21 protein-coding genes are annotated in these 19,398 nt (G+C 40.6%); 11 read left to right on the forward strand and 10 right to left on the reverse strand.

The window, feature by feature from the left end; genetic code table 11:
* Window positions 1-124: 124 nt before the first annotated feature.
* The 8 genes from rpmB (at window position 125) to AC1MCB_RS11680 (ending at window position 6,884) form a co-directional block, all read left to right on the forward strand.
* On the forward strand, window positions 125-358 hold the full coding sequence (gene rpmB / locus AC1MCB_RS11645) for a 50S ribosomal protein L28 (RefSeq protein ID WP_479964894.1): 234 nt from the start codon (window positions 125-127) through the stop codon (window positions 356-358).
* A 78-nt stretch (window positions 359-436) separates the two neighbouring features.
* Complete coding sequence (gene rpmG, locus AC1MCB_RS11650; protein ID WP_163405401.1) at window positions 437-619, forward strand: 50S ribosomal protein L33; 183 nt, start codon at window positions 437-439, stop codon at window positions 617-619.
* Between the two features lie 41 nt (window positions 620-660).
* Window positions 661-825 (forward strand): DUF4295 domain-containing protein, encoded by a 165-nt coding sequence (locus AC1MCB_RS11655; protein WP_479964895.1) that lies wholly within the window; start codon window positions 661-663, stop codon window positions 823-825.
* A gap of 227 nt (window positions 826-1,052) precedes the next feature.
* Window positions 1,053-2,015: a signal recognition particle-docking protein FtsY gene (gene ftsY / locus AC1MCB_RS11660; RefSeq protein WP_479964896.1), complete on the forward strand. Its 963-nt coding sequence runs from the start codon at window positions 1,053-1,055 to the stop codon at window positions 2,013-2,015.
* Between the two features lie 148 nt (window positions 2,016-2,163).
* On the forward strand, window positions 2,164-2,541 hold the full coding sequence (locus AC1MCB_RS11665; protein WP_479964897.1) for a GxxExxY protein: 378 nt from the start codon (window positions 2,164-2,166) through the stop codon (window positions 2,539-2,541).
* Window positions 2,542-2,790: 249 nt separating this feature from the next.
* A complete protein-coding gene (gene rimO, locus AC1MCB_RS11670; RefSeq protein WP_479964898.1) occupies window positions 2,791-4,122 on the forward strand; it encodes a 30S ribosomal protein S12 methylthiotransferase RimO in 1,332 nt (443 codons plus the stop codon).
* 48 nt (window positions 4,123-4,170) lie between these two features.
* Window positions 4,171-5,775, forward strand: a complete 1,605-nt coding sequence (gene bshC, locus AC1MCB_RS11675) for a bacillithiol biosynthesis cysteine-adding enzyme BshC (protein ID WP_479964899.1) — start codon at window positions 4,171-4,173, stop codon at window positions 5,773-5,775.
* Window positions 5,776-5,792: 17 nt separating this feature from the next.
* A complete protein-coding gene (locus tag AC1MCB_RS11680; RefSeq protein WP_479964900.1) occupies window positions 5,793-6,884 on the forward strand; it encodes an Ldh family oxidoreductase in 1,092 nt (363 codons plus the stop codon).
* Window positions 6,885-6,957: 73 nt separating this feature from the next.
* Here the strand turns inward: AC1MCB_RS11680 and AC1MCB_RS11685 are convergent, their stop codons facing one another.
* Both AC1MCB_RS11685 and AC1MCB_RS11690 read right to left on the reverse strand, forming a co-directional pair.
* Entirely contained in the window at window positions 6,958-7,362 is a 405-nt protein-coding gene (locus tag AC1MCB_RS11685; RefSeq protein ID WP_479964901.1) for a response regulator, read from the reverse strand.
* The gene (locus AC1MCB_RS11690; RefSeq protein WP_479964902.1) at window positions 7,337-7,876 is read right to left on the reverse strand and encodes a response regulator; all 540 of its coding nucleotides are present in this window, start codon (window positions 7,874-7,876) and stop codon (window positions 7,337-7,339) included. The genes AC1MCB_RS11685 and AC1MCB_RS11690 overlap by 26 nt, the downstream gene beginning before the upstream one ends.
* An 816-nt stretch (window positions 7,877-8,692) precedes the next feature.
* Here AC1MCB_RS11690 and AC1MCB_RS11695 point away from each other — a divergent pair.
* Window positions 8,693-8,782 (forward strand): hypothetical protein, encoded by a 90-nt coding sequence (locus tag AC1MCB_RS11695; protein WP_479968735.1) that lies wholly within the window; start codon window positions 8,693-8,695, stop codon window positions 8,780-8,782.
* A 202-nt stretch (window positions 8,783-8,984) separates the two neighbouring features.
* On the opposite strand, the gene AC1MCB_RS11700 is transcribed toward AC1MCB_RS11695, so the two are convergent.
* Together AC1MCB_RS11700 and AC1MCB_RS11705 are read right to left on the reverse strand one after the other, a co-directional pair.
* Window positions 8,985-9,185, reverse strand: a complete 201-nt coding sequence (locus AC1MCB_RS11700; protein WP_479964903.1) for a hypothetical protein — start codon at window positions 9,183-9,185, stop codon at window positions 8,985-8,987.
* Between the two features lie 276 nt (window positions 9,186-9,461).
* Window positions 9,462-12,824 (reverse strand): PAS domain S-box protein, encoded by a 3,363-nt coding sequence (locus AC1MCB_RS11705; protein WP_479964904.1) that lies wholly within the window; start codon window positions 12,822-12,824, stop codon window positions 9,462-9,464.
* A 361-nt stretch (window positions 12,825-13,185) separates the two neighbouring features.
* On the opposite strand from AC1MCB_RS11705, the gene AC1MCB_RS11710 reads away from it, so the two are divergent.
* The gene (locus AC1MCB_RS11710) at window positions 13,186-13,437 is read left to right on the forward strand and encodes a hypothetical protein (protein ID WP_479964905.1); all 252 of its coding nucleotides are present in this window, start codon (window positions 13,186-13,188) and stop codon (window positions 13,435-13,437) included.
* Between the two features lie 96 nt (window positions 13,438-13,533).
* Here AC1MCB_RS11710 and lepB read toward each other — a convergent pair whose 3' ends face one another.
* Genes lepB through AC1MCB_RS11735 form a run of 5 tightly spaced genes read right to left on the reverse strand, consistent with a single transcriptional unit; the run spans window position 13,534 to window position 17,816 of the window.
* Window positions 13,534-14,646 carry a signal peptidase I gene (gene lepB / locus AC1MCB_RS11715; protein WP_479964906.1) on the reverse strand — a complete coding sequence of 371 codons (1,113 nt, stop codon included), beginning with the start codon at window positions 14,644-14,646 and terminating at the stop codon, window positions 13,534-13,536.
* Between the two features lie 27 nt (window positions 14,647-14,673).
* On the reverse strand, window positions 14,674-15,417 hold the full coding sequence (gene dapB, locus AC1MCB_RS11720) for a 4-hydroxy-tetrahydrodipicolinate reductase (protein WP_479964907.1): 744 nt from the start codon (window positions 15,415-15,417) through the stop codon (window positions 14,674-14,676).
* Window positions 15,418-15,438: 21 nt separating this feature from the next.
* Complete coding sequence (locus AC1MCB_RS11725) at window positions 15,439-16,059, reverse strand: DUF5683 domain-containing protein (RefSeq protein WP_479964908.1); 621 nt, start codon at window positions 16,057-16,059, stop codon at window positions 15,439-15,441.
* Between the two features lie 35 nt (window positions 16,060-16,094).
* Window positions 16,095-17,009, reverse strand: coding sequence for a ParB/RepB/Spo0J family partition protein (locus AC1MCB_RS11730; protein ID WP_479968736.1), 915 nt, complete (start codon window positions 17,007-17,009; stop codon window positions 16,095-16,097).
* A 3-nt stretch (window positions 17,010-17,012) separates the two neighbouring features.
* Window positions 17,013-17,816, reverse strand: coding sequence for a ParA family protein (locus AC1MCB_RS11735; protein ID WP_479964909.1), 804 nt, complete (start codon window positions 17,814-17,816; stop codon window positions 17,013-17,015).
* 176 nt (window positions 17,817-17,992) lie between these two features.
* Here AC1MCB_RS11735 and AC1MCB_RS11740 point away from each other — a divergent pair, with 176 nt between their 5' ends.
* Window positions 17,993-18,514: an NADPH-dependent FMN reductase gene (locus AC1MCB_RS11740; RefSeq protein ID WP_479964910.1), complete on the forward strand. Its 522-nt coding sequence runs from the start codon at window positions 17,993-17,995 to the stop codon at window positions 18,512-18,514.
* 100 nt (window positions 18,515-18,614) lie between these two features.
* Here AC1MCB_RS11740 and AC1MCB_RS11745 read toward each other — a convergent pair whose 3' ends face one another.
* Window positions 18,615-19,226 (reverse strand): Uma2 family endonuclease, encoded by a 612-nt coding sequence (locus AC1MCB_RS11745; RefSeq protein ID WP_479964911.1) that lies wholly within the window; start codon window positions 19,224-19,226, stop codon window positions 18,615-18,617.
* Window positions 19,227-19,398 lie beyond the last annotated feature (172 nt).

Raw genomic sequence — 19,398 nt, forward strand, 5'->3', positions numbered from 1 at the left:
GAGCCTTCAGAAACATGCTGGATAATTAAAACATTATTTAAAAAGGTGTTGCTCGTTATATTTATTATTCCGATATTTGCAAACTCTTTAAGAACTGAATTTAATAACACTACACAATATAGTCATGTCGAAAATTTGTGATTTAACCGGAAAGATGGCCATGAATGGCTTTAACGTTTCAAACTCGAACGTTAAGACCAAGCGTAAATTTTATCCTAACCTGCACGTGAAGAAATTTTTCATCCCAGAGGAAAACAGATGGATCACGCTAAAAGTGAGTACTTCTGCCATCAGAACCATCACCAAAAACGGGATCACACCTGTAATTAACAAATTCCTTAAAAAGGGCTTTATATAATCAACGATTGCCGGTGTTGCTTGAGGGACAAGATATCTTCAGCAAACCTCACGCAATACAACAAAAAACTAAATAGTAATGGCTAAGAAAGGCAATAGAGTTCAGGTTATTTTAGAGTGCACTGAGCATAAAGAAACTGGCATGCCGGGCATGTCTCGTTATGTAACCACTAAGAACAAGAAAAATACAACTGAGCGTTTGGAGTTGAAGAAATTCAACCCGGTGTTAAGAAAAGTAACTGTTCACAAAGAAATTAAATAACATTAGTAATTGAATTACTCAGTTACATAATATAAAGTAAAATGGCAAAGAAAGTAGTTGCAACCCTAAAAACCGGTGCTGGTAAAGAATATTCAAAGGTGATCACCATGAACAAATCACCTAAGACTGGCGCTTACTCATTCTCAGAATTGATCGTTCACAACGATCACGTGAAAGACGCTATTGCGGGAGTAAAAAAGTCTTAATAATAAGTTCAATGAAATTTTTTGAGCCGCCCTCGATATTCGTGGGGGGCTTTTTTCATTTGATTAAGAATTTTTATTGAGAAACCCCGGCTATCCGTACGTTTCTCTTCCCTTTGATTTGAAGAACTTATTTCGTTCATACGATCCTCATTAAGTTCCCACAATAAGTATTAGCAAGAAAGCAATCATTAGCCGGCTCAATTTAGCAGGTTTTCGCATTAAGAACTATGGGACTATTTGATTTTTTTAAGAAGAAAGATAACACTGTTCAGGAACAACAGGATCTGGATAAGAGCCTGGAAAAAACCAAGGCTGGAATCTTTACCAAACTAACTAAAGCCATTGTCGGAAAAGCGACTGTGGACGAAGAAGTGCTGGATGACCTGGAAGAGATCCTCGTTACTTCTGATGTAGGTGTGTCGACTACCTTAAAGATCATAGAACGGATAGAGGAGCGAGTAGCCCGTGACAAATACGTCAACACATCTGAGTTAAATAATATTTTACGGGAAGAGGTAAAAAACCTGCTTTCAGAAAACAACAGTAACGATTTCAGTAATTTTGAATACGGTGATCATAAGCCTTATGTAATTATGGTTGTGGGGGTTAACGGCGTAGGGAAAACAACTACAATTGGTAAGCTGGCGCATAAACTGAAGCTAGCGGGAAATAAAGTTGTTTTAGGCGCTGCAGATACTTTCAGAGCTGCCGCAGTAGAACAGTTAAAACTTTGGGGCGAGCGGGTTAACGTACGGGTTGTAGCTCAACCAATGGGGTCAGATCCAGCTTCAGTAGCTTTTGACACTCTGCAGTCAGCGGTAGCAAATGGCGAGGATGTGGCGATAATTGATACAGCAGGCCGCTTGCATAATAAGGTTGCTTTGATGAACGAATTAACTAAGATCAAGCAGGTAATGCAAAAAGTAGTTCCGGGAGCACCACATGAAATACTGCTTGTTCTGGATGCCTCTACTGGTCAAAATGCTATTGAGCAATGCAAGCAGTTTACTCAGGCTACATCGGTTAATGCACTTGCGCTAACTAAGTTAGACGGCACGGCAAAAGGTGGTGTAGTAATCGGTATATCTGACGAGTTTAAGATACCGGTAAAATATATTGGTGTGGGAGAAGGGATCGATCACCTGCAGTTATTTAATAAACAGGAATTTGTTGACTCGCTATTTAAATAGAAGGTTAACAAAGATTTTTCTGAGATTGCACTGATTGTAAGGGGATTACACCGACTTTAAAGATTAGCGTTAGAACAAGAAGATTTTAATAGGTAGATTGTAGATAAACACATCTAGACGCTGTCACACTTCCATTAATCTCCTTCCAATGCAGGATATTTATATAAAAGACAAATTAACAGAGAAAATAATCGGTTGTTGTTTTGCAGTTCACAGGGAATTAGGGCCGGGATTTAACGAGAAGATTTACTCAAATGCATTGCAGATTACTCTACGAAACCAATCAATAGAGTTTGTAGCTGAAAAAGAATTTGTGGTAATATATGATAACAAAGCAGTTGGGAAGTTCAGATATGATTTATTAGTTGAAAACTCTTTAATTGTAGAGTTAAAATCTGTTACGGGCTATCAGCCAAAGCTATTTCAAAATCAATTGATTTCATATTTGAAAGCTAGCAAGATAAAAACAGGTCTGTTGATTAATTTTGGAAATAGCAGTTGCGAGATAAAACGGCTTTCCTATTGAAAATGATTACATCGATTAAGAGGATTACACTCATTAAAAGGATTACACCGATTAAGGAGATTACCGATTTGAGTAATACATCGGTGAAATCATCCCTGTCATCAGTGGAATCACCAAGTTATCTGTGAAATCACCTTTAAATCAGTGAAATCACTAAATCAAAATACATCAGTGAAATCATCTCTAATCGGTGTAATCACTAAATAAAATCCGTGAAATCACTTCAGTGGTATCACAAATAAAATAATAATGAGAACTAAACTACAGCACCAACCGGTTATAACAAAACCTCGCGTAAACGTCATCACTTTAGGTTGTTCTAAAAATATTCATGATAGTGAAGTATTGATGGGGCAACTCCGCGGTAACCAGATGGATGTAGTGCACGAAGCTGAAAACCTGCAAAGCAACGATATCATCGTAATCAACACCTGTGGTTTCATCGACAATGCCAAGCAGGAATCGATCGATACCATTCTGCAATACAGCGAGCTGAAAGAACAGGGTAAAGTCGGGAAAGTAGTTGTTACGGGATGTTTATCTGAGCGCTATAAACCTGAGCTGCAAGCGGAAATAACAAATGTAGATGCCTACTTCGGAACTAATGATCTTCAGGATCTGTTAGGCAATCTGGGCGCTGATTATAAGCATGAGCTCTTGGGTGAACGCCTTCTGACTACTCCTTCCCACTTTGCCTATTTTAAAATTGCTGAAGGCTGTAATCGTCCCTGTTCCTTCTGTGCCATTCCTTTAATGCGTGGTAAGCATGTTTCCAAGCCAATAGAAGATCTGGTTAAAGAAGCAAAGTTCTTAGCTAAGAACGGGACTAAGGAACTGATTTTAATAGCACAGGACCTCACCTACTACGGGCTTGACCTTTATAGTAAGCGCAACCTGGCTGACTTACTGAAGCATCTTTCTGATGTTGAAGGTATCGAGTGGATCCGCTTACAGTATGCATATCCTTCTGGGTTCCCGATGGACATTCTGGATGTAATGAATGAAAGAAGTAATATCTGCAACTATCTTGATATGCCTTTGCAACATATTACGGATAGCATGCTCAAGTCAATGCGCCGCGGAACAACCAAGCAAAAGACAATTGATCTTGTAAACTCTATACGCGACAGAGTACCTAACCTGGCTTTGCGTACCACTTTAATTTGTGGATACCCCGGGGAAACCGAGTATGACTTTCAGGAAATGAAAAGTTGGGTAGCAGAAACAAAGTTCGACCGGCTGGGTTGTTTCACCTATTCACACGAAGAAAAGACACATGCGCATCTCTTGAATGACGATGTGCCGGATGAAGTCAAGCAACAGCGCGTTGATGAGATAATGGATATTCAGCAGGCAATTTCATTCGATAAAAATCAATTAAAGACTGGTCAAACGTTCAAGGTGCTTATTGATAAAAAGGACGGTGATTACTTCATCGGCCGTACAGAATTTGATTCGCCAGAAGTGGACAATGAAGTTCTACTGGACTCAAGTGTTGATTATGCGAACATTGGCAGCTTCGTAAATGTTCAGGTTGATCGTGCTGAGGATTTCGATCTGTATGGACATATTGTAAAATAAAAGAAACCGACGGATAAATTCGAGAAATTCCTCTAATTTCGCTGCCGGATGAAAGCAACCTATATAGATTATAGCGAAACAAATAGTTTTTCTCCTGCGGTGATCCGTTACCTCGAGCAGGATTCCAAATTAGCTCCCTTCATTTCTCATCAGCCTACTCTAGAAGGGTTTAAACACCTGATCGCGAATAAGAAGAATCCTTGCGACAGGCAAACGCTAGCGAATGTTCTCAACGAGCAATATGCTGAAGTCATTAGCTCAAAGGAGCACGATACGAGCCCCGTTTTTAAGAACATTCAACTATTATCTCAGGACACTACTTTCACCATAACAACCGGGCACCAGCTAAATCTGTTTACCGGGCCGCTATATTTTATCTTCAAGATTGTTACGGCCATTAATCTGGCCAGAGAGCTTAAAAGTAATTTTCCAGAAAAAGACTTTGTTCCAGTCTATTGGATGGCCACAGAGGACCATGATTTCGAAGAAATTAACCATACTTACATTGGCGGCAAAAAAATTGAGTGGCCACACAATGCGCAGGGTGCCACTGGCAGACTATGCTTAAATGATATTGCATCAGTCATAAAAGAATATACAGGGGTATTAGGTTTCTCCGAAAATGCCGAGACGCTCGCGCAACTTGTTGAAAAAGCTTACCTGGAGCATTCGACGCTGGCGTCGGCTACCCGCTATCTCGTAAACGAATTGTTCAAAGATTATGGATTGGTGATTATTGATGCAGATCATCCTGAACTTAAGAAACAATTTTCTACAATAGTTCAGGACGATATTATTCAACAAAACAGTTTCAGGACAATCAATTCAAGCATCGAAAAACTGCTCTCTGCGGGGGTTGAAGCACAAGTAAATCCCAGAGAGATCAACTTCTTTTACCTCTCGGATAATTTACGTGAACGCCTGGTCTACGACAACAATCGTTATTCAGTCTTAAATTCAGAGATCTCCTTTTCAGAAGATGAACTAAAACAAGAGATCCATCTTCACCCCGAGCGGTTTAGTCCAAATGTGGTAATGCGCCCGCTATACCAGGAGGTAATTCTTCCAAACATTGCTTATGTAGGAGGTGGTGCAGAAGTGGTGTACTGGCTACAGCTCAAAGAAAACTTCGAGCATTATGGGATTGATTTTCCTATTTTAATTTTAAGAAATTCCGCGCTTGTTGGGGGCACAAGGTTGAGCGATACTATTAAAAAACTGAATCTTTCCCCTGCTGATCTTTTTAAGAGCGCCGATGAATTAAAGAAGAAATGGGTGTTGGACCATTCGGAACACACTTTAAACTTAGCTGATGAATGGCTTGAATTTAAATGCCTGTTCGAAAAGATAAAATTACGAACGCATAAGATTGACCCAACTCTTACGGCGTCTACCGATGCTGTGCGGGCAAGGCTTGAAAAAGCTATTCATAACCTCGAAAAGAAACTCCTAAAAGCAGAAAAAAGAAATCATTCTGATTCACTAAATAGAATTGATAATTTCAAAAAAGCGCTTTTCCCAAAAGGCGGTCTGCAGGAGCGCTCTGAAAATTTCGGCTTGTTCTATGTGAAATATGGTACTGAATTTATTTCTTCGCTGATCAACACGTTTAAACCCCTCGACTTTAAGTTCACCATTCTCCAAAAGGAATAACTACAATTTAATATTTCATGACCTGGCATATATTTTCTGAAACCAACCTTAGAAACTTCACAGAAAACATTTTCAAGAAGATGGGTTGCTCAGACCAGCATGCGCAATTAGCTGCAGATGTGCTTATTCGGTCTGATCTGCGGGGCATTGATTCGCATGGCGTAGCCCGCTTGAGTGGATATGTTAGGCTATGGGAAAAGAATCGGATTAACAGTAAGCCTGACATCCGTATTGTTCATGAAACTCCCAGTACAGCTACCGTTGATGGCGATAGTGGACTGGGTTTGGTAGTCGCCCCTTTTGCAATGAAAGTGGCTATAGAGAAAGCAGAAAAGTATGGTTCGGGTTGGGTGTCAGTAAGAAATTCAAATCACTTTGGGATTGCAGGTTATCATGCCCTTATGGCGGTTGAGCAAGACATGATCGGCTTTGCGATGACCAATGCAAGTCCCCTGGTGGCGCCAACTTTTGCAAATGAACGTTTGCTTGGAACTAATCCCATGTGCTATGCTTTTCCTGCAGGAAAATATCCGCCTGTTATCGTTGATATGGCCACCTCTGCGGCTGCAAACGGAAAGCTCGAAATTGCCCAGCGTTCCAATAAATCCGTGCCATCAGGGTGGATACAAAATGCAGAAGGCACAATCTCTAACGATCCACATGAGTTGAAGAATGGAGGATCGCTATTACCGCTTGGAAGCGATAAAGACCATGGTAGTCATAAAGGCTTTGGCCTTGGGGCAACGGTTGATATATTATCTGCAGTACTTTCAGGTGCCAATTATGGGCCTTGGGTTCCGCCATTTGTTTCCTTCCTGGACCCCCCCACTGACCCCGTCGGAAAAGGCATAGGGCATTTTATAGGCGCTATGCGGGTGGATGGTTTTCGTCCCGTAGATGAATTTAAATCGCACATGGACAATTGGATCGAGCGCTTTAAATCGGCAAAGACCGTTTCGGGAGAGCATAAGGTCATTATCCCCGGAGAGCCTGAATTAGAAGCTGAGATTGATAGAAAACTAAATGGGATTCCGGTTATTGATGCGGTACTAAAAGATTTGAATGTGCTTGCTGAGAAATTAGGAGTAGAACAACTACTCGCAAAATAATAAAGCCAGACAGGAATAATAAAGTCGACACGCATCGTAATACCCTCAGAACTATGAATTGTATTTCACAGGTTTAAATAGCTCCGTCCATTTTCATGCTTACCTGATCTTTTATTCGCGCGAATATTTCCTTAGTCAGCGGCTTTTCAATAAATTCGGTAACCATCGGATAGATTCTGGCCCTTTCACGGTCAGCTGAATCAATCGAGGATGTCGTCATCATCACAGAAACGCGGTCTCGCAAAGGAAATTGCTGAAGGTTATTCAGGAAATCCCAACCATTCATCATTGGCATATGTATATCTAAAAAAATAAGGTAGCGAGCGTCTTGCTCAGTCTGTTGATTTAAAAAATCAAGAGCGGGAACAGCACTTTCAAAGGCAATGGTCTTCATTGAAAGTCCGCTTTCAATGATCATCAAGTCATGCATAAATAACACAACTTCGTCATCATCAATCAGGAGTACTTTTAAATTCATAATATTTGATCAACTTGTTCAGCTTTCGTGACAATAGTTCGGATAATATCATCCAGTTCGTGAGCGGAGGTACAAATCCACCAATCCCATGATACGTGACAACTGAGCTCGCACTACGTGTGATTGAATCCACGCGATGTCCCGTAGTTTTAAATTTTGCTCTTCGATAGCTTGGCACGACCTGGTAAATCTTCTCCTTTAGCGCGTAATCGGTGATTCCTGTTTTAATTAACTCCACCGCATTCTCCTCCCCTATGGTATCAGATACGATGATGAACGGTGTTTCCGGAGTAATCTCCTGCTTCATTTTATATGCAGCCAGGCCTTCAAATTTGGGAAGGGCAAACCCTGCCAAAATGATATCAGGATGAATATTATGAAGTGCTTCTTCATATTGTTCTCTGGTATCAACCACAGTGGCTACATAATCCAGATCACTTTTTTTCAAAGTACTCAGTAATAGTTCAAGATCATTGAGGTCGTGTTCAAGAATTAAGATCTTAATACTATTCATATTTTTAAAGTAGTGATACCGTGAGCAGTTCTTAATACCCACTAAAGCGGGTAAGGGATCTTACTTATTCGTCATCTTCAAGTAGTTTGGCTTTTTGTACCGGGGTGTTTGTGCTGGTAATCAGAGCTTAATATCAATATAGTCACTAAACATGCCAAACTCCGCACTAAATTCCTAGTTGGTATGCAGGCCCTTAAAAATATAAAAGAAGTGATGGTAAGATTGCTTATAAAGCAGCTTCGTTTTACATTAGAATTAGTGATTTCAAGGAACAATTTGAGCCCTATTGGCCCATTAGGTGAGCTTGCTTCGCCCGCGCGGCTTGACTTTGCTTCAATCGATGTGGTCAGTGGTATAAAACCCACGATAAAAAATATTCATAATTACTCGGCATCGCCTATTCTTTTCAATCGGCTAAGGGTTTCCTGCTTGATTCCCAGGTAAGAGGCGATATATTTAGGCGAAATCCTACTGGACAGCTCGGGAAGAGTTTCATTACTTGAGTATCCGCCGCACTAAAAATGATAATCTGTACTTCATCCTAAAAGGAGTGGTGCGTGGTTATGTCAAACACCAGGAAAAGGATCCAGGATTAAGGTAAGCAGCAAGGTCGGACAAGGATCTACGTTCTCTTTCGATATTGAATTTAACAAGATTACTCATCCAGACAGTGCGCCTGAACAACAGCAGGTATCAGCTTTGCCCATCCTGGTAGTGGATGATAATGAAATCAATCGGTAAATTGCACAAAGAGTTCTCTCTGGTCTTTACCAGCAAATTGACTTCGCAGAGAATGGCGAAATAGCGGTCAGGGAGATCAGGGAAACCCGGTATGCCTGTGTCTTAATGGACGTTTTCATGCCGGTTATGGATGGCATAGAGGCTACGAAAATAATAAGAAATTAAGCTGACCCCTATCCTAAAAACGTACCCATTATTGCACTAACCAGCTCAACAGATGAAAGTGATCTGCAAAGCATAAGCGATTGTGGTATGAACGGGCACATTGTGAAACCGTTAACAAAAGAAAATCTGGGCAGGATTCTGAAGTGTACTGATTATACCTTGATGACATGATCAAAAAACCAAATTTTAGCTCACCGCTTGCTTAGTAGTTAGAAGCAATCAGTAAGTGCAAATAAATATTAAGATCATTACCTACGTAATGCGCCAGGTAACTTTGGCTATTGATCACTATGGGATAAAGCAGAACAAAGTCAAACAAGAGGGAAGTTACCAGGCTATTATAAAAATGACCGCCGGGCCATTTTTCTTTATTAGATTTAATAAGTAGGAAACAGGTTATCATTTGTAAGCATTAACAGGTCTGAATCCTTTAGTTTGGTGATGAAACTTTTCGGAGTGTGAATCTTCATCATTGATCACGATATTAACGGTTAATTCAAAGCAAGGCATTTCAAAATAAAAATATTATAGATGGGTCTCTAATAAATAGGGAGTAGTTTCTACTACGTGCTTATAGACCAACACGCATGGACTACCCAAAATCTCCCTGGTAAATCCCAAATTGAAGATGCCTGAAAATGCCTTAATTACGTTGTCGGATACCAGAGGATTCCCCGGCTCATATTGTAAAATCTACTTTTTTAGTTTTATCAACTATATCTTTAATTAACAGGTCAAGCTCCTGGGTCGAATCATAAATATGATTTAAAAGCTCGGCCTCGTTGATGCTCTCATTATAGTTTTTTATTAAGTTAATTAATCCTAAAATACGGGAAACCGGAGCCCTGACAAGGTGGGATTGTATCCAGGCAATTTCTCTCAATTTTTTATTCTGATCTTCTATAGCCTGAATGTAGGTAACACGTTCCGTGATATCTTTCGAATTAAAGAGTATACCCTTGATAGAAGGGTCGTCAAGCAGATTGGTTGCTTTAGACTCTAACCAACGGTATTTACCTTCGCCAACCTTATACCTGTACGGCAAATAGTGCACCTGTCTTTCAGCGGTTAAACAGGCTGACGTTTGAGAAACCCTGACCCGGTCATCCGCATGAATTCGATCCGATGCCTCAGTACCTATTAGTTCATCGTATTTGATTCCAAGGATACTGGTGTAGGCCGGACTTAAATAAGTGTATTCCAGCTTTTCGTTCAGGATACTAATCAGGTCAGATCCTTCCTGGACCATAGCTTTAAAGCGTTGCTCATTTAATCTTAAAGCAGCTTCCTGTTGCTTTTTTTCCGTGATATCTCTTCCTATGCCCAATAGGCCCACAATTTCATCCCGCTCATTTCGAAGCGGAATCTTCGTGGTCAGAAAACAAGAGGCTTTCCCATTTTCCCGGATAAAATATTGCTCGATATCAACAATTGCCCTTCCCGTATTCAATACTTCAATATCCTGTTGATGCCCGGTAATGGTGAGTTCATTTTGCAGCACTTCGAGATCGGTTTTATTCAACACCTCCTTTTCGGTTGCGGCGCCAAGCAGCTGGTAATCAACCTTATTGCTGATTAATTTCCTGGCGAACTCATCTTTAAAGTATATGGTATCCGGAAGGTTATCTATTAATGTTCTCAGAAGAGCTCTTTCATCACTTATTTTCTGCTCTATTCTCTTGCTTTCAGTTACATCCCTTTCAATAGAAATCCAGTGAGTAAACCATCCCTTTTCATTAGCTACGGGGCTTATAGAGAAATTGATCCAGAACTCTCTCCCATTCTTTTTATAGTTGATGACTGTAATTTCGCAAGGCTCCCATTTCCGCATCGAGTCACTTAAACGTTTCAACTCATCTATATCCGTATTTGGCCCCTGTAATATGCGAGGCGATTTTCCAATGACTTCTTCAGCGGAATAACCGGTCATTTTAGTAAAAGCCTGGTTTACATACAAAATACGAAGACCCGGTTCATCAAAAGGCTCGGCTTCTGTAATCATTACCGCATCATTAGTATGGGTAATAACAGACTCTAATAATTTAAGATGTTGTTCTGCTGCTTTTACCTCTGTGATATCGGTTAGCATATTAACAGCGCCGGTAACCCTTCCTGATGAATCCATTAGAGGAACCGCGTGAGGTATTACATTTCGCTTATCCCCATTCGGACGCTGAATTATTATTTCTCTTGGAGCTACTAGCCTACCCTCTCTTAAAGCCACAGCCATCGCGCAGGAATCAAGAGGAATGAGATCGCCATCTATGGTATAAATTTTCCCTGATCCACACCACAACTCTTTTCCGATTTCAGGTTCTCTGCCCCACAACTCAGCCGCTGCTTTATTATAAATTATTATATGTCCTTCGGCGTCGCATGAATAGGCCGCTACCGGCAATTCCCTAATTAGCTCTTCATAATGCTTTTTATTCTCCTCTAGTTTTCTCCGGGATAACACCTGTTCGGTTACGTCTATGGCAAAAAAGAAGATGCCATCAATTGCGCCTTCATGATTTCTGTGCGCCTGGTAAATGAAGTTCAAATAGGTATCACTAAGTTCTCCGGTACCCTGCAAATCGAACTTGACAAGCATCTCATTCGCAGCAAAAGTTTCGCCAGTTTGATATACGGTATCTAAAAAGTCAAAAAATCCCTGGGCTTCCAGTTCGGGTAATACTTCCTTTACCGTTTTACCAATAATATCAGTTTTGCCAATTAACTGAAGATAAAGTGGATTTGCGAGTTCATATACATGGTTTGGCCCTTTTAGAATTCCCATACATGATGGCGCCTGAGAATACAAATCATGGAACCACTGTCTTTCAACTTCAAAGGCTTTTTCGGACCTTTCCTTCTCTGTGATATTTCTTTTGAGAACCGAAATATCCTGACAGGTACCAACAGCCCGAATAGCCTGTCCGTCATCATCAGTAAAAACCTGCCAACGTTCTTCCACCCATTTAACAAGGCCATTAGAGGTGACAATCCGATGTTCGATCGAATTTAAGGATGTTTTAACCAGGGAACCAGAAAAAGCAGCCTCAACCTTCTCTTTATCTTCGGGATGGACAAATTCCAGAAAATTCGGATGTGAGGTAAAAGAGTCAGGGGAAATTTCGAAAATTCGATAAGTCTCCTTTGACCATATTACCTTTTGAGTTAACAGATCTGTTTCCCAGCTTCCAACCTTTGCAACCGACAGGGCTGCGGCTAAGCTGGCTTCACTTTGTTTGAGTTTCTCATCGACCAATTTTCTTTCTGTAATATTTCTTGAAAAGCAGGCAATTCCCATAACCGTATTGTTTTCATAGATCGGGTTGAAGCTGATCTCTGACCAATTGTCAATCGAATTGGCAGTCGCTGGAGTAAAAATCTCTTCTTTGAAAGCATCGCTAATCAGTGCTTTACGATATATATTTATCCAGAATTCCAGGGAATCGGCGGGAAAAACTGTACTGATCAGTAAGTTATCGTCGGGTTTAAAAGTGATTCCTGTATTATTTTTAAGCGTTTGAATAAAAGCGCTATTAGCAGTGATAAGCTTGAAATCACTATTTACACTCCAGATTAAATCATCTGTATTGTTAATCAGCGCTTCCTTATTTCTTTTTTCTAATTCTTTTTCTTCTTCAGCTCTTATCTTTTCGGTTATGTCGCTTACGTTATGAATTATATACTCGATCTCAGCGCTTTCATCCAAAACCGGTGCGTTTTCAGTTCTCCAATACTTCACCTCAAAATCTCCGGTACCCCTGACAGGGATATCATACTTCTGATCATCCATACGGTGAGAGAGTTTACTAGCCACCACTAAATCCAGTGATGCCCTTAATTTCTCTTCACCATCTGCATCCGGAACGTTTGGATTATTCGGGAAAGCTTCAAAAAGGCCTTTATTGATTAAATCACAAGCTAGAGTGTTAGTAGCCCGGCAATAAGCGCTGTTTACATATACGATAGTAAAACGAGGGAAGTCCGGAAGCAGAATAAGGCAGGGACTGGGTAAAGCATCAAAAATTGCTTTCAGATTTTTGAAATTCATCAATTAGGTTCCATTTAGCTATATTAAAATGCAGATGAAATGCGCTGCTTGTTCTTAATGTAACCCGATATTTACAAATAAACTTTATTGTACGGCAGAAAACGTGTTTAGTTCTTTATTTAATTCCAAATCATCAATTAGGATAATAAAGTTCGATGATCATGCCATATACTAACCAACTCCAATTCAAAGGCAATGTTTTTATTCATCGCATGCGGTGTGCCTGCTGGTAAGAAATACCAACTGGATTAGAATAGAGGAAGAACGCGAGGGAGGCAAAAAAGCTGATTTTTAAAATCTAAAACAAAAAAAGCGCAGAATTCTTGTTTATAGGTAAGATCAGTATCTAATTCTAATCGTTATGAAAAATACAAATCAACCGGGCATGGATAAAATCAAGGGTGGCTCTCAAGGAAGTACTACTTCTGATAGGGCCTTCAAATCAACCAAAGAAGAATTAAAGTCCAGAGGGATATCTAACAGCGGCGGTCAAATGTCAGATCAAACAGACAACAAACAGGCTACTGTTAACAAAGGAAATGTTAATCCGAATGTTCAGGGAAAGAAACATGCTCCGCAAGAACCAAGCGAAAGCAGCCCAAAGAAAAAGTAAGATTGAGAACTGTGCAACTTATTTTAATTCAAAAGCCCCAATTATCTGAGCGATAATTGGGGCTTTTTTTAGGCAGCTTAAACTGTGCTTGTGCTTTTAATAAATGCCCGTAAGCAAGCGATTCCAGCGTATTTTGTCTATAAAAGAGCCATTAGTATCCCAACTCATCCAGACGAACAAAGCTTTGCCGACAATATGATCTTCGGGTACAAAACCCCAATATCTGGAGTCTAAAGAATTATGACGGTTATCCCCCATCATCCAATAATAGTTCATCTTGAAAGTATAGCTATCGACTTTTTGACCATTAATGAGAATATCATTTCCAACTTGTTCAATCTTGTTGCCCTCATAAACTGAGATTGCACGTTGATATAAAGGATAGTTGGTACTGTCAAGTTTCACTGTCCATCCCTTCTTTGGAACGATCAGAGGTCCGAAATTATCTTCATTCCACTTAAAGTGCGGGTTGTAAGGAAATATTTGTGGCTCATAATCATTGACTGGTCTCACCATTTTAATAACCGATTTAACGTTTGACCAGCTACGAATGGTTTCAGCGTCCTGACTCGTCATGTTAAATACGTAATCATCGGCAGTAGAGCGCTGAACTTCGATCTCCATATCTTGTAAAGTCTGCGGATTGAAGTCCGTCCCATCCGATTTTACGAAGTAGCGCGTTTCTCCGAATTCGGGTCCTTCCGATGCCTTTCCATTCACATAAACTTGCGTATTAACGATGCGGAGAGTGTCTCCAGCGATAGCGACACATCTTTTGATATAATTTTCTCGCTTATCAACCGGACGATAGTATGGAGAATCAGCTTCCATCGGAAAGTTAAAAACAACTACGTCGTTCCGCTTTACATCAGTAAGACCGGGTAACCGATGGTAGGCCCATTGAACACCATCATAATAGGCTTTCGTTCCGGTTATAGGCATACTGTGGTGGGCAAAAGGAAAAGCTATTGGAGTCATCGGAGTACGGGCTCCATAATTCACTTTACTGACAAATAGAAAATCCCCAACCAGAAGGGTTTTTTCCATCGATCCGGTAGGTATTGTATATGCTTCAATAAATAATCCGCGGATTAGCGTGGCTGCTATCACCGCAAAAAGAATGGCATCAAACCATTCACGCCCGGCGCTTTTTTTCTTTTTTGGTTTATCTGTATCAGTAGTATTTTTCTTACGGAAATTCAAATTCATGCTAATAATTTTGCAACAATATAGGGTTTAAACGCTAAAATCAAACATATCGGTAATATTATAAAAGCCTTCCCGATCCTGCAGCCATTCTGCTGCAAGCACCGCACCCAATGCAAAGCCAGTACGACTATGAGCGGTATGCTTTAACTCAATCTCATCAACTTCCGAGCTATAGATAACAGTGTGAGTGCCAGGCACGTCTTCAATTCGATGAGACTCGATCAACAATTGCTCGGGTTTAGCAATAACTTCTGCGTCATCATCAACTAATTCATTAACCCATTCTTGCTTCCTCTCTAATTGTTCAATAATGCCTTCTGCAATGGTAATAGCTGTACCGCTGGGCGAATCAAGTTTTTGAGTGTGATGTATTTCTTCTACCTGAACTTCATATTGCGAATACCTGTTCATGATATTGGCCAATACTTTATTGATATGAAAAAAGATATTAACTCCAACGCTGAAGTTAGACGCATAGATCATTGTATTGTTACCTGTTCTGCATTTACTCTCTACGTCAGCTAGCTTATCATACCAGCCAGTGGTACCCACAACCAACGGAACTGAGGCTTCAAAACAGGCTTCCACATTGTTTAAAACGGAAGCAGGTGTGCTGAAATCAATTGCCACATCCGCTTTTTGAAGGTTTTCAGTGGTCAGATCTTCCTGATTTAAGGCATCAATCCGTAATACAATCTGGTGGCCGCGGTCTATAGCGATTTGTTCGATAATCTGACCCATTTTGCCGTAACCAAGCAGAGCAAGTTTCATAAATTTGGAGTTAAGGAATAATCATTTGGAAAGGTTCATACTAAGCTTCACCGAAGGCACCGGTGATGCAAATGCATTGCTTGGTGGTTGTCGCTGAAGAGCCGGCTTCACTTTAATAGCCAATTCATCAGTAATATCAAATCTGAAGAATTTCGCATCTACATAAGCGTCAATAATGACCACGGCGTAAAAGGCAGCCCCCGCAAGAACGGTCAAATCGCGATTTCGGCGATAACCATCCTTAATGGTTATTATGCCTGTGGTAGGATATCTGGCATACCCAGATATCGTCGGTCTGGGCGGATCTTTAGGATGGAGGGTGTTGTATTCCCTATTCTGAGCTTCAGTAAGAAACGTTTTATAATTAGTTTGATTAAAATCATAAACCAGAGCAATACCAACTAACCCACCATAAACGAAAGGGAGTTTCCACCATCGGCGGTTTGTTAACTGTCCCCAGCCGGGAATAATTGCTGAACGGATAGCCGCCCGACGAGGCATTTTTTCTAATTCAATACGCTCCAAACTTTTAACAGCGGGTGGACTTTTTGCAGGGGCAGGTCTGGCTGTTTTTATCAGGGTATCTTGCTTAACTAAAGCGCTATCTCTTTCCTGCGCCATTACGGGTGTTATGGCAAGCATGGAAATCAATATAAGCAGTATCCGTAATGCCGGCATTACCAATCAAGCATTTCTAAAATACGATTCAGATCATCCTCAGACATAAAAGGAATTTCAATAGCACCTGTGCCTTTATCCTGAACCTTCAATTTAACCCTTGTTCCAAATTTAGAAGCAAGGTCATCCTGAATTTTCTGGAACTGGAATGACATATTCGCCGGCTTCTTTGCCTGTTTAACTTTATTACCGGGCTTCTGAATTTCACGAACGAGTTCTTCAACCTTACGAACAGAAAGCCCTTTGTCGATTATTTCCTGATGGATATAAAGCTGCTTGTCTACATCATCCACAGAGATTAACGCTCTTGCATGACCCATAGAAATGGCGTTGTCACGGATAGAAGCCTGGATCGAAGGAGGCAATCTCAACAGTCGAAGATAATTGGTTACTGTGGACCGGCTTTTACTTACTCTGTCACCTAACTCTTCCTGTTTCAGGCTACACTCCTCGATCATCCGCTGAAAGCTTAAAGCTACTTCGATTGCATTCAGGTTTTCCCTTTGAATGTTTTCGATAAGTGCCATTTCCAGCATCTGCTGATCGTTGGCAGTCCGGATATACGCCGGGATCTCAGTTAAGCCGGCAAGTTTTGATGCACGTAAGCGGCGTTCACCGGATATAAGCTGATAGGCATTGTTGCCAACTTTACGAACGGTGATGGGTTGTATTAAGCCCTGAAGTTTAATCGAATCGGAAAGCTCTCTTAAAGCTTCAGACTCAAAATCAGAGCGGGGTTGAAAAGGGTTCACTTCAACCTGGCTGATCTTTACATGGCTAATGGTCCCTAATAATGAACTTTCACTAGTTACCTGCTGATTTCTATTCTGCTGATTTCTGTTTTCAACAACTTCAGTATCATCCAATAATGCACTCAATCCTCTTCCTAATCCTGTTTTTTTCTGATACGTCATCATTTATACTATTTCTTGTTTTGCTTCTTCTTCCACTACTGCCGGTCCATTCTTTTGAATTATTTCGCGGGCTAAATTTAAGTAATTGATAGCCCCTTTGCTATTGGCATCATGCATTATAACAGAAATACCATAGCTCGGCGCTTCACTCAGCCGGGTATTTCGCTGGATGATTGTATCAAAAACAAGGTCCTGAAAATGGGTTTTCACCTCTTCAACCACCTGATTTGAAAGACGTAACCTCACATCGTACATCGTTAGCAGGATGCCTTCAATCTGTAAGGCCGTGTTCAAACGGTTCTGAACAATTTTAATAGTATTTAGTAACTTCCCTAAACCCTCCAGAGCGAAATACTCGCACTGTACCGGGATGATCACTGAATCGGCTGCACTTAGCGCATTAATAGTAATTAAACCCAGAGATGGTGAACAGTCGATAATAATAAAATCGTACTCATCCTTAATCTGGTTTAACACACCCTTCATCTTAAATTCCCTGTTGTCCAGATTGATCATCTCAATCTCAGCTCCTACCAGGTCAATGTGTGCAGGCAATAAATCCAGGTTTGGTGTACTTGTCTTTTGAATGGCCTCGTGCGGATCGATGTCATTAATAATACACTCATAAATACTTGCTTTAATTGTCCGCGGATCAAATCCAATTCCTGAGGTAGAGTTAGCTTGCGGGTCGGCGTCAACCAGTAAGGTACGGTATTCAAGAACCGCCAGGCTGGCGGCCAGATTTATGGATGATGTGGTTTTCCCAACGCCCCCTTTTTGGTTAGCTAACGCTATTATTTTACCCATTCTCAATATTAATAATTACACAATATGATACTAAAAACCTTACCTCTTATTAGCTATACCTAAAGGAAAATGCTATTTTTGGCGTTGTAACGTACTTTTTAATAACCGACTAAGATACTAACTTTAAACAATTTAATCCGCGGCGCGAGAGCTCGTTTTGCACATCTTATCCACAAATGATCACAATTATAGCGGGCACAAATCGCAAGGAAAGTAACACACTGAAGCTTGCCAATTACTATCATAACGCATTAAATCAACGGGGTATTTCATCAGAGGTGATTTCTTTAACGGATCTTCCGGATGATTTTATAGCAACCGATCTATACGGAAAACGAAGTGAAGCGTTTAAACCAGTGGCCGAAAAAGTCATCGCAAGCACCAAATTCTTATTTGTTGTTCCTGAATATAATGGGAGCTTTCCAGGCATCTTAAAGACATTCATAGACGGCTGCTTGTTTCCCGATAGCTTTTACGCAAAGAAAGCGGCTTTGGTAGGGCTTTCTTCAGGCAAGTACGGTAACGTACGCGGTATCGAACACTTTACAGGAATTTGCCATTATATCCATTTACATGTGATGCCCTTGCGCCTTCACATCCCGGCAATTGATAAAGAGTTTGATCAGCACGGGAATCTCTTTAAAGAAGACACCCTACGATTTGTAAACCAGCAGATCGAGCAGTTAATTGCGTTTTAGTTCCTTTATAGGACCGTGGTAGGATGATGGGCTTCCAGGTCTTCGCTTACAAATCTGTGCTCATCTGTGGTGAACAACATCTTCATTTGGTAAACTAATCTTAATCCTCAAAAACTTCATCCAGACTCAAACAGAAACCTGGTAAAACAGGAGTTGTCACTTCATCGCCAAGAGTCAGAAAATCTGAAATGTTAAATTTTCCGTCTCCATTCAAAGCATATCGCAAGAAAGTTTTTTCTACCGGATGGAGTATCCAGTATTCTAAAACACCAGCTTCCTCATACACGTCGTATTTATTCTTTAACTCTTTTCTGTTGTTGCCAGGGGAAAGTATTTCGATGACAATATCCGGAGCACCAATGCCACCGCGTTCATCAGTTTTTGTAGGATCGCAAACCACACAGATGTCAGGTTGAAGAACCGTGGTTATTTCTTTATCATCTTTTGATCGACGGGGAAAACGAATATCAAAAGGTGCTACGAATACTCTACAGGTCTTATGTTTTAGAAAGTTATATAATGAATTATACACCACACCCACAACCACCTGATGAAAAGTGTTGGGTCCAGGGCTCATTTTAAAGATCTTTCCCCGAATCAATTCCAACCGTTCGTCAAACTCCCATTTCAAGTAGTCGGCGTAGGTATAAGTACCCGATAAATCGAGATCTTCCAACTTTGAGATCTTTTCTTGAAACTGGTAATTCTCCATACCTTCTTACAACTGGTATCTTAAAAATACGTAAAAATTCAACCTGAATACGAGAATTTACGCGGCTATCCACAAGACGTTCCTAACGGAACCTATATGAACTCATATGATATTTCCTACAAACAAAGCGTTCCGCTGGAACGCGTAACGAGCCATATAGAGCGAGTGAAGG

Source organism: Daejeonella sp. AP26, from assembly GCF_056680515.1.

Bases quoted from the DNA above. Each gene is read 5' to 3' on its own strand.
- rpmB (WP_479964894.1), top strand. From the start codon at position 125: ATGTCGAAAATTTGTGATTTAACCGGAAAGATGGCCATGAATGGCTTT.
- rpmG (WP_163405401.1), top strand. From the start codon at position 437: ATGGCTAAGAAAGGCAATAGAGTTCAGGTTATTTTAGAGTGCACTGAG.
- AC1MCB_RS11655 (WP_479964895.1), top strand. From the start codon at position 661: ATGGCAAAGAAAGTAGTTGCAACCCTAAAAACCGGTGCTGGTAAAGAA.
- ftsY (WP_479964896.1), top strand. From the start codon at position 1,053: ATGGGACTATTTGATTTTTTTAAGAAGAAAGATAACACTGTTCAGGAA.
- AC1MCB_RS11665 (WP_479964897.1), top strand. From the start codon at position 2,164: ATGCAGGATATTTATATAAAAGACAAATTAACAGAGAAAATAATCGGT.
- rimO (WP_479964898.1), top strand. From the start codon at position 2,791: ATGAGAACTAAACTACAGCACCAACCGGTTATAACAAAACCTCGCGTA.
- bshC (WP_479964899.1), top strand. From the start codon at position 4,171: ATGAAAGCAACCTATATAGATTATAGCGAAACAAATAGTTTTTCTCCT.
- AC1MCB_RS11680 (WP_479964900.1), top strand. From the start codon at position 5,793: ATGACCTGGCATATATTTTCTGAAACCAACCTTAGAAACTTCACAGAA.
- AC1MCB_RS11685 (WP_479964901.1), bottom strand. From the start codon at position 7,362: ATGAATTTAAAAGTACTCCTGATTGATGATGACGAAGTTGTGTTATTT.
- AC1MCB_RS11690 (WP_479964902.1), bottom strand. From the start codon at position 7,876: ATGAATAGTATTAAGATCTTAATTCTTGAACACGACCTCAATGATCTT.
- AC1MCB_RS11700 (WP_479964903.1), bottom strand. From the start codon at position 9,185: ATGATAACCTGTTTCCTACTTATTAAATCTAATAAAGAAAAATGGCCC.
- AC1MCB_RS11705 (WP_479964904.1), bottom strand. From the start codon at position 12,824: ATGAATTTCAAAAATCTGAAAGCAATTTTTGATGCTTTACCCAGTCCC.
- AC1MCB_RS11710 (WP_479964905.1), top strand. From the start codon at position 13,186: ATGAAAAATACAAATCAACCGGGCATGGATAAAATCAAGGGTGGCTCT.
- lepB (WP_479964906.1), bottom strand. From the start codon at position 14,646: ATGAATTTGAATTTCCGTAAGAAAAATACTACTGATACAGATAAACCA.
- dapB (WP_479964907.1), bottom strand. From the start codon at position 15,417: ATGAAACTTGCTCTGCTTGGTTACGGCAAAATGGGTCAGATTATCGAA.
- AC1MCB_RS11725 (WP_479964908.1), bottom strand. From the start codon at position 16,059: ATGCTTGCCATAACACCCGTAATGGCGCAGGAAAGAGATAGCGCTTTA.
- AC1MCB_RS11730 (WP_479968736.1), bottom strand. From the start codon at position 17,009: ATGACGTATCAGAAAAAAACAGGATTAGGAAGAGGATTGAGTGCATTA.
- AC1MCB_RS11735 (WP_479964909.1), bottom strand. From the start codon at position 17,816: ATGGGTAAAATAATAGCGTTAGCTAACCAAAAAGGGGGCGTTGGGAAA.
- AC1MCB_RS11740 (WP_479964910.1), top strand. From the start codon at position 17,993: ATGATCACAATTATAGCGGGCACAAATCGCAAGGAAAGTAACACACTG.
- AC1MCB_RS11745 (WP_479964911.1), bottom strand. From the start codon at position 19,226: ATGGAGAATTACCAGTTTCAAGAAAAGATCTCAAAGTTGGAAGATCTC.